The sequence below is a fragment of the Winogradskyella sp. genome (assembly GCF_965228925.1).
Taxonomy (GTDB): Bacteria; Bacteroidota; Bacteroidia; order Flavobacteriales; family Flavobacteriaceae; genus Winogradskyella.
On the sequence record NZ_OZ245845.1, the window covers coordinates 3,882,240 to 3,897,788 of the forward strand.

A 15,549-nucleotide genomic window follows, 5' to 3' on the forward strand; every position below is an offset into this window, starting at 1 on the left:
CTCAACTATAGGTAGTTCGGCACTCAGAATTACCTATCGCGTTTGTTTTAAAACGTCTTTTTAATAATCATCAAAGTTTAATTTGTCAAATCCTTTAAATTCCATGCGTTTAGTTTGCACACAATTATTGACCACTAAATCAAATTTATCAATATGTTTTAAAGGAGTTACCAATGATTTTGATGTCCAACCCCCATAATCACGAGTCAATATATAAACGTAGTCGTATTTTGTCTTTTTGATTGAAAACAGTCCTTTTTCTGATTTTGATTTTTGAGTAATCGTTCTGATTTCAATTTCGATTTCCGTGTCTGTCAATTTTTTTAAATTGTGAATAACATCCGCATCTGCTTCGATATTATATGCATAAACAGCATTCTTATCAATAAAATATGTTGTAGAAATTCCATCACATTTATAATAGGCAACAAATTCGTTATTTAGCTTTTCTAAGGTAATCCAAGTATCTGGGAAATTTCCAATGGAGATATGTTTTGGTTGATGCTTTTTCGAAATTTCCTCAATGTAATAGGCGATAGCTTGTTTGTCAAATTTGTGTGGGTTCCAATCCAAATAGGCTTTATAAAAAATAGAATTTCTTGTGGTATCTATAAATAATTGGTGTTTCGTTAAATCCAGATGCTTAGGATTATTTTTTTCTAAAATAGAGTCTTGTCCTACCTTCCATAAAGGAATTTTTGTTTCAGAAGTTTCAATCTGTGTTTCGGTGGCTTTTTTATTTTCCATTTTTGATTTCGTATGGGATTGACAAGCCATCAAAACTATGGCGACCAATATGTATAATGCTTTTTTCAAATGTTTTACAGCCTGTTCTTATATGCATATTTCAGAAAAGGACACAGTCATTTTCCGCCGTAGATTAAAGGTAGTAAATTGTAATGAAACTTGTGGAATTCAGGCCAACTGGCAGGCTCAGCAAACGATACAACTCGTTAGCAAAAGAAATTTAAAAGCTAAACTCCAAAACAACAATTCTTTTATGAAAGTAATCCCTAAAATTTGGATCATTACTCAAAATTCCAGAAACCACGATTGCATTTTGCATCATTCCTACGGCATTCCTTGCTTTCCAATAGTTATTAATTAATGCGTCAGAGCTTTTAATTTCATACAGTGCTTTCATATATTTTCCTGCTTGATTTACCTGTAATCCGTCAACAGAATCTTTTGTGTATATGTCTTTCCATAGTCCACTTTGATGAAATTCTATATTTGTTTCACGCGATTGAAATTTAAATTTTTCCCTGTCAGATGTCGCGTCCGAAATCATATCAGTCAGGTATTGTTGATATGCTTTTTCGACAGACAAATCAGGATAGATTTTGTTTAGATTTTTTTCAAAGTCTGACACCAGTAAATTCAAGCATTTCGTTTCCCTTTCGCCTAAGACTTCTTCAAATTTTACAACATCAGCATTTCTTTGTTTTTGAGAACAACTGAAAGTCAAGATTAGAATAATAATTAAAACTTTCTTCATAGGTACATTGTCAAACATTATTGGCATTAGTTTTTCAATAGGTCATCAAGTTCATTATGGATATCGTGAGACAATATCTTTATAACCTGGTTTTTCTCATCTAAAAGCACTTGATAAGGCACTGAATTTGTCCCAAAAAGATTATAAGTTTCGTTATTTAGATCAATAAATTGTTTCCAGGGCGTTTTATCGTGTTTAATCGCCGTAAGAAATTTATCCTTTTCAGTTTCACTGTCAATTCTAATTCCTATGCCGTAAAACTCAATTCCTTTATCCTTATATTCCGAATAATGATTTTGGAATCTCTTGTTAAATGATCTACAGGGCGCACACCATGTAGCCCAAAAGTCCAATATCTTATACCCCTTATGCTCAAGAAGTAAATCTCGGAGAATTATAGTATCGTTCTCAATAATTCTGATTAAGGAAAGCTTTTCATCGCGTAAATTAATAGTTTTCAATGCATGTACTTTGTCATCCTTAGCTTTTAGATATTTCTGATAAGCTTTTCTTGCCCCTTTTCCTATTTCAGTAGAAAAGTCTTCTTCATTTAGCTTTTCATACAATTCAATGGGGATATATCCTGAGTTGTCTAGATTTCCTAAGATCTTAAGAATTGTATCCGTTGGTGCTTTACCATAAGATTCAATGAGTAAGTTGATTATATTTTCGGTATGTACACTTATTTTACGTGTAATAGAATCGTTTTTGTTATGATCTTCCTGATTATCAGATTGGCTAACAACGAATTGGCTCATATGTCGTATTGAATCTAACTCTTTGTTTATATTCTGAGAAAGGTCAAAAGGTTCCAGAGTTTTATTGCTGTTCGAATTTTTATGCGCTTTCTTACACCCAAAACATATTAAAAAAACAAGTAGAATTGACGATACCTTTTTCATTTTTAGTTCTTTGAGTCCTATAAGATTGACGATTAGTTTTACCAATTGTTACCTGCTGGCTTTTTATTTGATGTAATATCTAACCATTGGCCTATGTTTGGACTTTTGGTCAACTATTTCAAATCCCGCCTTTTCAAACGATTTGTATAATCCAATCCAAGCAAAAGCATCTGGTAGTTTCTCTTGCGTAGGTATTGTCGGGTATGCCTCTAAAATTTCGATTCCATTGTTTTTTGCATATGCAACTGCACCTTTTAGAAGCTCAACAGAAATTCCATTTTTCCTAAAATCCTTTGAGACAAATGTGCAAGGAATTGACCATACTTTCTTTTCGTCAATCGGCTTATGTACTCTCGACTTTTCAAGTCTTTTAAAATCTTCTCTTGGTGATAATGCACACCACGCGATCGGAATATCTTCATAAAATCCGATTAACCCTGTTGGTTCATCATTCCAAACGAGTGCTTTCATTCTGTCTTGATTAGCACATTCAGCTTTTCCTTCGTCGTGGTCAGATTTGGCCTGTCTGAAGTACATACACCAACATCCTGCACCAGCACCGTTTCCACCAAAGAGCTCTATAAATTTGTTCCAATTCGATTTGGTTAAAGATTCAAACCTTAAATTAGAGCGAAATTCTCTATCAATTGTCTTTTCTTCCATGTATCAATGCAGTTTATTTAGCTTGCAGGTAACCGTTTTGTGTATGGCTTCGTTGCGGATTTCTACTCACAAACTTTTCGGTTTCACCACTTAAACCCTTATTGCCCATACACATTGTTAGCCATTCGTCATTTATTTCCAAAATTCCCACCACTTCTTTTTCTTAGTTTCATTTTCATTCATCATTTTTTGAATTGGACTTTCAAGCTTACCGCTATTCATTAATTCCTGCATTCTCAAATAAGGTCTTGTAATGTCAAAATATATTTCTTTCCCGGATTGACATTGAATCAAATCCAATATGCTGTTTTCATTTTTAACGAGACTTTGACTTTTAAACTCTTCTTGAAAATATCTCAACATATCTTTCTCATCGGATACTCTTGTCACCATGTAGGGCATTTCTTTTGTACCATTTCCAGTTAAGCTAATCCCCTCCATTATTTTATGAGCAAAAATCAATTCAGCTTGCGCTTCTTTTTCTTTATTCATTTTATCTAGAGCGTAATTCTTATATAAATGTGCTCTTGGTGAAAGAATTACATTAATATTATTGTACTCTACAGCTTTTACTAATTCTTCTTTATCCAAAAAGTCTTCAATTACATCAAGGTCTTCGGAATAGGGATTGTAACTGGAATGATTAAATACTTCTTCTTGAGAAGAGATGAAATTTTCATTCGTAGTTGTCCTTATAAAATCAAAAAATGTGTCTGTCATTCAGTTTTCTTTTGGTGATGTGATGGCTAACGGTCTCGTATAACCGTCAATTATGGACTTTAAATTTGGGGTTTTTCTACTTATCTAAAGATATAAAATAAAGCTTAGATTTTTTAACGAAAGACTCCACCTTAATTGCGGTTATCTATTGTTGTGTGTAGATTTTATTTCTCCTTTTATTATTGTTAAATACTTTTTCTCGTCCAAACTAAACTTTGCGATTTTCCAAGATTTCTTTCTGTATATAAATTCAACCCAAAGCCCTAATTCAGAATTTAATTTTATTGACAGTACGTCCTTTTCAATTACTTCAATAGTCTTGTCAAAACAATTTCGAGTATTTAGTTCGGTAAGAATATAGGCCGTTGTTTTTAAATAATCCTCAGACGCTCTTATGGCATCTTCTAATTCTTTTTTTCTATTCATTTCTTCATAGAATGTCTTAAGGCTTTTATAATATCGTACCTCATATTCAGATTCAATTAAATCGTTACTAGGTAGTTCCCGTTGTCCTAATACCCTTTTAATTGGTTGGGAATTATGCCAAGGACCTCTTTTATTATTTTCCTTACGACGAAATAATATCCAACTTACATCGTTTTCTTTTAGGCCATTCTCCTGACAACTACAAAGTAAAAATTCGTTTTTTAATTCACACATAGTTTGGTCGATTTACACACAACTGTTGCGGCTATGATTTCGTTACGGTACCAGCCTTTCGACAGAGCCTGTATCGAGCTCGTCGAGATGCTCAAGACAGGCTAAAGCGAACTGGTGTAAGCGATTATAGTCGATGTTGCCCACAGCATTTTATTTAGTTTTTAAATTCCTAATATATAGTCTTATCCTATGGGTTGGTGTTATTGTAATCATGCCACTTTTTTTATAAAAGTTAGAAACTACAATATACATTTCGATTTCTGTAGTTTCATTTGGGTACCATTTGTCATTCTTTTTCAAACCACCCTTTAGTTCTGCTTGTTTCAAATCGGACAGGTCTCCTCTGGATTTCGGTTTACCATAAAGTTCCGTTAGTTCTTTTTCTAATTCATTGAACTTTTCAATTAAAGCTATTTGATATTCCTTCGATTTTTTCTCTTGAGTATTTGGTTTTAGATTATGTAAGCTTTCATCCCATTCGTAAAGAATATGAGACATTATAGAGTCCTTTTCTTTAAAATAATAATAGCATATTAAATCGGATATTATTTCTTGTTCACGTTTAAATTTTAGAGGTTGTGCATTTCCATCAAAAGAAATGTGATTCCTAATATTCGGTACTTTTTCACTACCAAGACTTTCTTCGATTTTTAGATATTGTTTTAACGACGTGTTTTGAATATCAAATTCAAATTCTTGTCCGAAAAGAGTAATTCCGATTAATAAAAGACCAAGTGTGATAATATTCCTCAAAGGTTTGTTCATAGTATGGGCAACAGTTTTGTGCATAGCTCGTTGCGGAAAATGTCCAACGGACTTTTCTGCCGTAACCGAAAGATAGCAAATTGCAACGACACGAGCCACTTTTAGTGGCGAACTGGCGAAGCGATTCCGACTGCGAACACAGAAGCTTTTCAGCCTTCGCAGCCGATCTACTTCGGCGAAGTGGGCTGGCGTAGGTATGGAATTTCAGCCCTAATGAACTATAGCCGTTGTAGGCAATTAGCTTTATTTAGTCCATAAATTGATTTATAGTTTTCCATTTTGGGTCTTCGTTAATTTCATATCCGAAACCTCTTGTTAATCCTTCTTTATTTATTTGCGTTTGTAACCATTGATGTACCTTTTCAGGGTCATCTAAATATACATAAACGTCCAAAAAAGTGTCATTAAATAAATGTCCAACGTAATGAGATGTAGTCATCTCTTTTATATTTTTAAGAAGTTCATCTTCGAATTTATTCGCAATACTTGTTTCCTCTGGTTCAGGAAGTCCATTTTCTTTACACTTCTCTAAATCCAATCCAATTGCAATTTTCAGACACCAAGGATATTGAGATTTATATTCATAATTTTTATAAGCAAAATTAAACGACCCTATAGCAGGTCTTCCATCTTCTAATTTTGCTTGAACAACAGCAAATTCTTCTTTAGGGAATATTTTGTCAGATTCTAACTTTTTATTCTGTCCGTATCCAAACAGGGATGATAATATACCCATGGCTAATATTAGTACTTTTAGTTTCATTTTTCAGTTTATTGCTAACGGTCTGGTATAACCGCCAGTTACGAGTATAAAGTTACTGTTTTTCGGTTGTGATTGCATAAATGTCTGAAAAACTCCAAGTCTAGAGACCAAGTGCAGCTTGTAGGTGTTTTAATCCTTCCCCGTTGTTCTTATTCAATCCTGAATTGATGAACTTAAACATGGCTGCGTAAGCATCAAAATTGGTGTCGCCGTCTACTGGCGCTGTCGCAGCATCTGGATAAGCACATGTAAATGAGTGAAGCGTTCCTCTTGTGCCTCGAGAAATACCCAATGTAACATTCTCCTTTGTAGTAATTTCATATTTGGTATACACCAGTTGATTCCCTCCCGCCTCATAGGTCCATGTCGCAGCTGTAGAATAAAGTGGCGTTGAATCAAAAATCTGTAAATCAGGAGCAATGATACAGTATTGCGCAACTTTTATATCAATACAAAGGGAATCTTTAAAACCAAATAAGCTTGCAATATCGACTCCAACATTTGCCGCGCCTTTCCTCGGGTTGGTAATTGTTGAAACATTGTCAAAAGCCACAATATTAAAGCCTTCAGCTTGGTTGTTTAATTGTAAGGATCGTACAAGCTGAGCAACACCCGAATTGTCTACAGCTCCTCCGTCAGCAAGTCTTACAACCTTTTGGTTGGCCAATTCCTCAAGTTCTATTCCTTCTGTGTTAACATATTGAACGTTAGAATTCGCAAGGCCAAAACTAACGGCATCGTCTGCAAGGGTATACGAAAGATCAAATATTCCGGTAATGCGTTCACTGGCTCCAAATCCCAATGCTGCGCTAGAGGCCGCGGCCGCTACCATAACGGGAACATTATCACTATGTAATGGAAGTTCCAAGCTGGAAGCATATTCCGGTGCTTTTTTGAAAACAAAATCTGCGGTATATCCAAGATTAAACACGGACGATTTGGTATTTGTCCCCAATTCCGACAAAAAAGGAGAAGGTTGGTAGTCTGCACTTTTGGGTACACTTGAGAAGGTGACGGGAGTTACATCCGGTGGGATTCCGTTACTGCAGTCGGATCCCGAATCTCCATCCAGGACAGGTGTAGCAGGTGAAAGGCAAGCCTGATAATAATTATGATTGTTCCCGAGGTCATTTTCGCTATTAAGGACTGCTGTATTGGTTAATAGCGTTGATGCCAAGAGTAATGACTTATCAGCAGCCCATGTTTGATGTGGTGCTTTCAGTGTTGTTCCTCCTAAGGAATAATCTCTGAATACTAGATCTTCAACCACTAACTTCCAGTAAGTCCCCCCTGTAAATGATACATTTGTGTAGTAGTCAAAGACACATTCCAAATAAATATCCTCAGGTTTATTATTACAACCTGCGGCATCAAAGAGTTTTCGTTGCTTACCAGTCCATCCGCTGGTTGTGGTCCAAGAATTTGCTGCGTCCTTAGCTTCAATATCCGAAACGAAGTCGGCAGAATACATAAGCATAGTGCTAAACCAACTTCCTCCTGAATTTGAAGAGACAGTCCCTACATTGGAAAATATATCGTTCAGTTTCTTAGTACCGTTATCTAACAGTGAAATAGTCCAGGCAGAATGCGCGGTATGTGCCCGCCAGCCGCCACCGGCAAAGGCGACATGCACTTTCTCAGCGGAATCGGTAGTCACTTGTTTTGTTTCACTTTTTGTTGTATCATTTTTACAATCCGTCAATAGGAATAATGTACATACTGTAATTAATACAGAAAAAACAGAGGTAACAACTTTTGTAGAAAGAAAAAGTTCTGTACGACTGATAATTGGTCTGGTTTTCATTTGTTTATTGCATTTAAATCATTTGCTTTTATGGTATAGAACGGTATCGGCAGTTACATATCCCGATAGCTATCGGGATAGCAATTAGCTTAGCAAGTACACACCAAACTGACACGAACGCAGCGAACTGACATAAGCAAAATCCGTGAGGATTTCCGGATATGTCATATAGTTATAAAATTAGCACTTTACGCACAACCATATATACGTAGAACTACGTAATTATATGTCATTTAGCAAGATTGGAAAAGTGATTCCAACTCCTACCTTTAATGTTGTAGTCATATTACGATAACATATGGACAGATTACCCAGAAACAAGCACATTTATCAAGAGCAACCCCATACTGTTGAAGAGTACATCCTTAACTTTTTTGATACTGAAATTGATATCGTTTTAGGAAGAACTTTCTCATTTTCACCTGTTCACCTTCATCGCTTTATGCGTGCCATGCTCGGAGAACCCATTGAGGCCTATATTACCAGAGCAAGTCTCGAAATGACAGCTAAACTCTTGTGGTATTCTGAAAACTTGGTAGAGTAGATTACCTATACGTGGTTATGAGGTTAAGCACTTTTATTGGGAGGTGAGAACGGACTATTACTTCTAACAATTTTTGGGGGCAGACTTTTTCAATCTAATTTTTCTAAAATAGCTGTTCCACTTGAATTGGCAGCTGTTGTTTTAAAACGACCTTTGATAAGTTTTAAATCGTCCATAATTTCAAATTCAATATGACCAGAAGTTTCTCGTCTTTTCCCTTTTTCATAAATATTTGCTTCAAGCTTATCTTCTGATATTTTCCCATTAATGCTTATTGGTGTTTTTTGATTCAAATTGTAAAATGTTTCTACTCCTTTAAATTTTTCCCAAAACTTTTCTCCATTTCCATTTATTGCATTTTCATTTTGAGTCAAAAAAATCTTGTACTTGTATTCTAATTTATTATTGTCAAATCTATCAAGGCTACTATTTTGAACTTTAAAAGTCATCTCCCAATTTCCTGATAAATCAATTTCATTTTGACTCGAAGAAAAAAATAAGATGATTGCAATTATTCCTGACGTAATTCCAATTATCCAAGCTATGACTTGTATAATTTCTTTGGCTTTTGAGTTTATCATTATGTTTGTCTCCAGCTTGTTTATACCAATTAAAGATGGCGCCGTTTGTAATTAACTATATAGTTAATGCCAAAACTAGCTCAGTACCTATAATCGAAGTTAGCCTTTCTAAATAATGAAATCAATACGTAGAACTACGTATTTTTTCAACAAAGAGATGCTTAATTACAACTTAGCAAGATTGGAAAAGTGATTCCCAACTCCTACCTTTAGTTTTGTAGTCATAGAACGATAGCACATGGACAAATCACCCAAAACCCAACACATTTATCAAGAGCAACTCCATACGGTTGTAGAGTATATCCACAATCATTTGGATACTAAAATTGATATTGCTGTATTGGCAGAGCTGTCTCATTTTTCAGCGTTTCATTTCCATAGAATTACCCGAGCACTTTTAGGTGAACCTATTGGTGCTTATATCACTAGAGCACGTTTAGAAACCGCGGCTAAACTATTGCGCTACTCCGATAATTCTATAGAAACTATTGCTTACAGTGTAGGGTTTGAGACACCCTCTTCCCTATCCAAAGCCTTTAAAAACTATTTTGGGATTTCGCCAAGTGCACATCGTAACAAAAAAGAATTAATAATCAAAAAACAGAACAGTATGACGACTACACTCAACATCAAAACACCTAAAATCCAAAATCTCGACGATCAAAACTGCTTGTATTACACCATGCATGGGGCCTATCGAAGTTTAGACTATGCCGGTGCTTGGCAAAAATTATGGACGGAGATCAAGGCTCAAAAACTCTTTACCAAAGGCATACAAATGATGGGCTTACCCTTTGATGACCCTAACGTGACAGATCCAAATAACACACGTTATGATGCCTGTCTCATTATCCACAAGGACGCTAAACCCAACGGTGATGTCGGCGTCAAAACCCTAAAAGGTGGTAAATTCGCGGTCTTCTTGTACCAAGGCAGTTATAAACACTTCCCAGAAGTGTATGACTATATGTTTAATAACTGGCTATTGAATACCGACTATCAATTACGAGACGCTCCACCTCGGGAACGCTATATCAGTAACCCGGATCGTGTAGCAGAGGACAAACTAAAAACGGAGTTTTATATCCCGATTAAGTAATGTTATAAACAGAACTGTCATTGCGAGTGAGGTACGAGCGGGGCAATCTCATTACTATGGACGCTAATATATAGCAGATTGCCGCAGCTACACTTTTGGCGTAGCTTCGCCAGCCTGTCGGCTAGGCAGGCAATGACCATAGATAAGGCGTTTTCGTCAGTTCGAGTAATTCCTCTCCTGATAGCTATCGGGAGAGGAATTGTATCGAGAACTGCTTCTAGTTAGAAAGACTTCTCGATAGCTCTGCTGAGCGCAGTCGAAGTACATCACACTAAAAAGCGCGACACTCGAAGTGACAAAAGCTTTTTAATTCTGAGCAATGTAAAATCATAAAGAGCAGGTCAATTGACCTGTTCTTCCAATTGTCGCTGCTTCAATAATTTTTCGACCGTGAGTAAAGACACCAAATACGATAAGGTGGATTCAGCACCTTGGTTAAGATTAATGCCATGGGCTTCTATACCATCGTGACCGCCACCTGTTGCCGGATTATACACAATTTGATGCAACACATTATTCCCCATAAACCAGGTAAAAGCACAAATGAGCAGATCGTAGTAACGGTAATCATTGGTGACTTTATAAGCGATTTCCAAACATTCTATCAGCGAGGCAATCTCTACAGGTTGCTGACCAAACTGATCGATATGATTGGTACTTTCCTTGGTGATCTGACTGCGATTGGAAATTGGATTGATCATCCCTTCGTGATACATATTGGCGATTAAAAATTCCAAACTCTGTACAGCAATGGTCTTATACCTTTCGTTTTTGGTCATCTCAAACGCGTAAAACAAACCTTCAGGAATATCGCTGTTGGAATAGCTTAAATTGTTCTCGAACCAAGGCCACAATTCAGAAGCCGTATTATTATAAAGTTCACAGAGGTAATCGGCCAAAATCGTAATCCGTGATTTAAAATCATAGGAGTCGTTAGCAAGCATCAATCCTGAAAAAGCCTTAATCAATTTGCCCACCGCTCTTGGGGACTTTACCTGTGGTATTAAAGGGATATAGGTATTTAGAATAGTCCTAGCCTCCGCTTTTGATGCCTCACTCGACCAATTACTGTTAAGTACTTCGCATAAGCCCAAAACGGCTCGTGAGGCTGCTTCATCGGTATTGACATAATAGTTCTGATCCGTAAACTTGCCAAACTCATCCACATAATTCAAAAATATGCCATCCTTGAGTTGGCAGGATTTTATGAAGTTTAGATAAATCGCTTCAAGGTGCGCCACGGATTCATCTTCAGGATGGAGCTCACGATATTTTAATAAAACATAAAGTGCCCTAGCATTATCATCCAAGGTATAACCATAGTCTTTATTCGGGTATTCAAAATCTGTAAATTGATACATGCCTATCTCGTCGGTAATATTGATGAAGTGATCGAGATTTAGGGTGGGCTTGGTGTAGACGAGTCGACCTTCTATTTTCAAGATATTCTTAAAGATTTGAGCATAGGCAATGGCTATGTTTTCCCATAGCCCTTTACGCGATAGAATATGTGCTCTAATGCTCAACTCTTTTCTAAGTGCCTCATCCGCAATAAGCTTATTGATCTTCGATGCCAAGTCCTGACTATCACCAAAGTCGAATGAGAGTGCTGCATTCTGGTCCAAAATTTCTTTGGCATGTGAAATAGGCGTCGTTAATACCGCACATCTGGCACCTAATGCATAGGTTAAGGTGCCACTAATGGCCTGAAGTGGATCTTTGGAGGTAAACAAATAAATATCCGTCATTTCGAGATATTCCAACAATTCATCCAATTCCAAAAACCTATTGATAAAGCGTACGTTATCCTCTAATCCATTTTCTCTTACTTTCTGCTCTAAAAACTCCCTGTAGCGTTCACCCTCGTGCTTTTTGACTTCCGGGTGTGTCTTTCCTAACACAAAATATATGGTGAAGTCGCGACGTGTCACTTGTTTTAAGGCGTCTAATGCCAATTCAATGCCTTTATTTCTGCTCAAAAGCCCAAAGGTGCTAAGCACAATTTTGTTTTCGCAGTTATACTTGGCCTTTAAAACTTCGGGCGGGACAGACGGTCTGAGATGAAATCCATGAGGTATGATCTTAATTTTATGCTCAGGGATGTTATAGGTCTCGGTAAGCAATCGCATCGAGTGCGCCGTCATTACAATGGCCCATTGACTATGTGTTATAAGATCGTATACAACGGATTGCATGAGTACTTCTGGGTTGGGCAATACGGTATGAAGCACCACAACATAGGGTTTTGTCAGCCTTGTGGTCAACTCCAATATATCCTTGCCAAATTCGCCAGCATACAATCCGAATTCATGTTCTAAGACGACAATCTTTATGGAGGCATCTGCATTGATTTTTTCTGATAATTCGACATAGCCTTCAATGGATTTTTCAACTTCAAAAATGACCTCGGGCGGGTACGCCCTTTCGACTTCGGTATGTTCGTTAAGTGCTGCAACCACCAAATCAAAATTGGAGTGAAAAGATGTATTGATGGCGTTAATCGTATCTTGTGTAAAGGTTGCTATACCACATTCTCTTGGCGGATAGCTATTTATAAAAAGGACTTTCGGTTTAATGGTCATTGCATGGGAATTTTAATAGGTGTTCTAGTAATTCTGAAAGTTGCATTCTCGCTACGGCAATCGTGTTATCTGCGGCGCCGTAATAGACATATAGATCGTCATCAAATAAGCTCGTTCCTGAAGGAAAGCAAACGTTATTTACATAACCCACTTTTTCATAAAATTGATCGGGAGAAAATAAGGGGGTATTGAGCCTGTGGGTCACTTTGGTAGGATCTTTTAAATCCAACAGCGCTACCGTCGCGTGATAATTTCTTCCTTTTGGTGTAGATTGCACGCTGTGATTAATGAGCAACCAACCTTCTTTTGTTTTTAAAGGCGGAGCACCAGCACCAATATGCATATTTTCAAAATCGAATAAAGGATCCATCAAAATGTATTGATTGAGATGAAACAGATAATCTTTCCAAAAGGCCTTATCCAAATCTGAAAAACTCTTGAATTTTACCCACTGCATGCCCGGTAATAGACGATGTATCATCATAAAATGCCCATCAATTTTTTCAGGAAACAGTACCACATCCTTATCCCACACTTTATATTTTGTCTTGTGAATCAATCCGCGATCAATATAGGTCTGAAGGTGTTCAAAATACTTTGGAAAAATAGATCTGTTATTGTCTAGAGCTATTTTATAGGAGTTTAAAGATGCAGAAGGCGTAATAATACCATGTTTTTCAAAATGTTGAAGATCTTTACTTGTGGCCAAACAGCCCAAGGCATTTTTTCCATCATAACCCGTGTATGTGATGTAATACACTCCATCGATCTTTACGATTCTTGGATCTTCGACACCGTGAATCTCATAATTTTTTTCAGGAATAATAACGGGAATATCATATCTGGCTTTTAGCTTCACCGGACCATTAAACTCACAATACCCAATGGTTGAAAAATTACCATCTTTAAAAGCGCGATAGAGCATTTTTACGTTTTCCCCTTCTTGAATTACAGCTGGATTTAAAACCCCAGCGCTTTCAAAATCGTGTGCCGTGGCTTCTAAAATAACGCCTAACTTTTCTACTTTTAACATAGCTTTAAAATGATATAAGCTAAATATATGGAAAATAAGCGGGTATTTTTTTATCAAATTGATAACATAATGATAATTTAATGCGAATTATGCAATGATTCTAAATCCCTTGCCATTACCGTTAAGAATTTGGATTAAGGTTTTTATCAGGCTGTTTCATCAACTAAGCTTTAGACAAAAGCTCGGTATATTTTTTCTGCAAGTAATCTCTTTCGGAAGTGTTGTTCACATTTGCCAATGCGATCTCAAGATGTTTTAGTGCTGACTTTTGGTTGTTGGTTTCAGCATAAAAATCTGATTTTGCGGCATCGTATAAATACCGGCGCTGCTCTAAATCCTCTGGATTGATTTGTTGGAAAAAACTTTCCGATTGCTCATAGTCTTTAATTTGCACGCAGATGACGGCCATAGTCAACAAGTGAATCGGCATAGGTTGTAAATTATGAAGTGCTTTATACCATTGTAATATTCTATGCCAATCGGTATCCTCAAAAGACTGAGCTCGTAAATGCTCTGCTGCGATGGCCGCTTCATAATGGTAACAGGAAAATGTGTCGGTCTTAACCGCCTTATTCATCATGGTATTGCCCAGCTCAACCAAAGGGAAATGCCATAGGCTTCGATCCTGTTGTTTTAAGTCCAGAATTTCATTATTCACCCCTATCTTAGCCTCTAACCTGGCCGAATGAAAACACATCAATGCGAAAAGTGCGTAAGCTTCAGGAATTCGCGTATGACTATGCCTCAGTAGTAATTGACACAAACGCATGGCTTCTCCACAGAGGTCTTCGCGAACTAAATGCGCTTTTGTATTAGAATGAAAGCCTTCATTAAAAATAAGATATAAGACTTCCATAACGCTTTCTAGCCGCCGCTGTAAGGCCTTTCCCTTGGGAATATTAAATTTTATATCAGAGGTTTGGATGGCTTTTCTCGCTCTGGATAGACGTTTTTTTATGGTCTCTTCTTTAGTGAGTAAAGCCGTAGAAATCTCCTTTATACTAAACCCAGAAACGGTTTTTAAAGCAAATGATATGCGATCTCTTGGATCTAATTTTGGATGGCAGGCCGTAAAAATCATTCGCAATTGCGCATCTTCAATTTCAGAGTCCAGGAATAGTTCGTTAATGGCAATGGCATCTGTTCCGGTTTTGATTGACGACTGGTATTTTCTTTGGGTACTTAAGGCTCTAAAAATATCGAGGACTCTATTTTTTGCGGCCTTGGTCAACCAAGCTTCAGGATGCTTGGGTATTTCTTTTCGCCAAGAGATACTGGCTTTAATGAAGGTATCTTGGACGGCATCCTCGATGATATCGAGATGTTTCAGCCCGAATATACGGGTTAAGACAGAGACCATCTTTCCACTGTGATGGCGAAAAAGATGGTCTACAAGTTTATCGTTCATTATTTATCAAATACCATAATTTCTCTTATCTCCACTGTATTTCCCAAATCGTAATCCGGGAAGTCTTCTGCTATTTTTTGGACCTCGTCAAAATCTTTAGCTTCAACCAAATAATATCCGCCAACAATTTCCTTAACCTCAGCAGAAGTTAAATCTGTAACTGTTCTATTTTCGCCTGTCACTCTCCTAATTTGTGGTGTTAAAGCTTCACCACCTCTTAATATGCCTGCCTTTTCCATCTTACTTCCCCAAGCAAACCATTTTTCCATTCTGCCTTGCATATCTTCAGGAGAAAGGCCGAGATCGATATACTCTTTGCCAACAAAAATCATCATAAAATTTTTCATAAGTTCTAAAATTTAAAAGTTTATATCCTTAAGACGTTTCTTAATTTACAAAAGGGGACACCTTTCTAATCTTTTTTAAATATATAAAGAAAAACAAGACTAAAGTTAAAGCTTGAGGCGCCTTTAATCGTATAAATAGCGATCCAAACGATTAAAAAGGTCCCAATAAATAATAAATCC

Annotated in this window: 16 protein-coding genes; 2 read left to right on the top strand and 14 right to left on the bottom strand. The window is 36.8% G+C overall.

Features of this window, described 5'->3' with window-relative positions:
* Nucleotides 1-60 precede the first annotated feature (60 nt).
* The 9 genes from ACO052_RS16130 to ACO052_RS16170 form a co-directional block, all read right to left on the bottom strand.
* Nucleotides 61-747 carry a hypothetical protein gene (locus ACO052_RS16130; protein WP_422104819.1) on the bottom strand — a complete coding sequence of 229 codons (687 nt, stop codon included), beginning with the start codon at nt 745-747 and terminating at the stop codon, nt 61-63.
* 220 nt (nt 748-967) lie between these two features.
* Nucleotides 968-1,498: a hypothetical protein gene (locus tag ACO052_RS16135; RefSeq protein ID WP_422104820.1), complete on the bottom strand. Its 531-nt coding sequence runs from the start codon at nt 1,496-1,498 to the stop codon at nt 968-970.
* A 26-nt stretch (nt 1,499-1,524) separates the two neighbouring features.
* Nucleotides 1,525-2,256 carry a TlpA family protein disulfide reductase gene (locus ACO052_RS16140; protein ID WP_422104821.1) on the bottom strand — a complete coding sequence of 244 codons (732 nt, stop codon included), beginning with the start codon at nt 2,254-2,256 and terminating at the stop codon, nt 1,525-1,527.
* Nucleotides 2,257-2,463: 207 nt separating this feature from the next.
* Complete coding sequence (locus tag ACO052_RS16145) at nt 2,464-3,063, bottom strand: GNAT family N-acetyltransferase (protein ID WP_422104822.1); 600 nt, start codon at nt 3,061-3,063, stop codon at nt 2,464-2,466.
* Nucleotides 3,064-3,195: 132 nt separating this feature from the next.
* Complete coding sequence (locus tag ACO052_RS16150) at nt 3,196-3,783, bottom strand: DUF4919 domain-containing protein (RefSeq protein ID WP_422104823.1); 588 nt, start codon at nt 3,781-3,783, stop codon at nt 3,196-3,198.
* A 141-nt stretch (nt 3,784-3,924) separates the two neighbouring features.
* Nucleotides 3,925-4,443 (bottom strand): hypothetical protein, encoded by a 519-nt coding sequence (locus ACO052_RS16155; protein ID WP_422104824.1) that lies wholly within the window; start codon nt 4,441-4,443, stop codon nt 3,925-3,927.
* 150 nt (nt 4,444-4,593) lie between these two features.
* A complete protein-coding gene (locus ACO052_RS16160; protein WP_422104825.1) occupies nt 4,594-5,307 on the bottom strand; it encodes a hypothetical protein in 714 nt (237 codons plus the stop codon).
* Between the two features lie 148 nt (nt 5,308-5,455).
* On the bottom strand, nt 5,456-5,971 hold the full coding sequence (locus ACO052_RS16165) for a DUF695 domain-containing protein (protein ID WP_422104826.1): 516 nt from the start codon (nt 5,969-5,971) through the stop codon (nt 5,456-5,458).
* Nucleotides 5,972-6,071: 100 nt separating this feature from the next.
* Entirely contained in the window at nt 6,072-7,775 is a 1,704-nt protein-coding gene (locus tag ACO052_RS16170; RefSeq protein ID WP_422104827.1) for a hypothetical protein, read from the bottom strand.
* 298 nt (nt 7,776-8,073) lie between these two features.
* Between ACO052_RS16170 and ACO052_RS16175 the strand changes: the two genes are divergently transcribed.
* Nucleotides 8,074-8,319 (top strand): hypothetical protein, encoded by a 246-nt coding sequence (locus ACO052_RS16175; protein WP_422104828.1) that lies wholly within the window; start codon nt 8,074-8,076, stop codon nt 8,317-8,319.
* Between the two features lie 89 nt (nt 8,320-8,408).
* On the opposite strand, the gene ACO052_RS16180 is transcribed toward ACO052_RS16175, so the two are convergent.
* Nucleotides 8,409-8,900, bottom strand: a complete 492-nt coding sequence (locus ACO052_RS16180) for a hypothetical protein (RefSeq protein WP_422104829.1) — start codon at nt 8,898-8,900, stop codon at nt 8,409-8,411.
* 238 nt (nt 8,901-9,138) lie between these two features.
* Here ACO052_RS16180 and ACO052_RS16185 point away from each other — a divergent pair, with 238 nt between their 5' ends.
* The gene (locus ACO052_RS16185) at nt 9,139-9,999 is read left to right on the top strand and encodes an AraC family transcriptional regulator (RefSeq protein WP_422104830.1); all 861 of its coding nucleotides are present in this window, start codon (nt 9,139-9,141) and stop codon (nt 9,997-9,999) included.
* A 341-nt stretch (nt 10,000-10,340) separates the two neighbouring features.
* Here ACO052_RS16185 and ACO052_RS16190 read toward each other — a convergent pair whose 3' ends face one another.
* From ACO052_RS16190 to ACO052_RS16205, 4 genes are all read right to left on the bottom strand, one after another.
* Nucleotides 10,341-12,581: a glycosyltransferase gene (locus ACO052_RS16190; RefSeq protein WP_422104831.1), complete on the bottom strand. Its 2,241-nt coding sequence runs from the start codon at nt 12,579-12,581 to the stop codon at nt 10,341-10,343.
* Complete coding sequence (locus ACO052_RS16195; protein WP_422104832.1) at nt 12,571-13,614, bottom strand: pesticidal protein Cry7Aa; 1,044 nt, start codon at nt 13,612-13,614, stop codon at nt 12,571-12,573. The genes ACO052_RS16190 and ACO052_RS16195 overlap by 11 nt, the downstream gene beginning before the upstream one ends.
* A 163-nt stretch (nt 13,615-13,777) precedes the next feature.
* Nucleotides 13,778-15,022, bottom strand: coding sequence for an RNA polymerase sigma factor (locus ACO052_RS16200; RefSeq protein ID WP_422104833.1), 1,245 nt, complete (start codon nt 15,020-15,022; stop codon nt 13,778-13,780).
* A complete protein-coding gene (locus tag ACO052_RS16205) occupies nt 15,022-15,369 on the bottom strand; it encodes a YciI family protein (RefSeq protein WP_422104834.1) in 348 nt (115 codons plus the stop codon). The genes ACO052_RS16200 and ACO052_RS16205 overlap by 1 nt, the downstream gene beginning before the upstream one ends.
* Between the last annotated feature and the right edge of the window lie 180 nt (nt 15,370-15,549).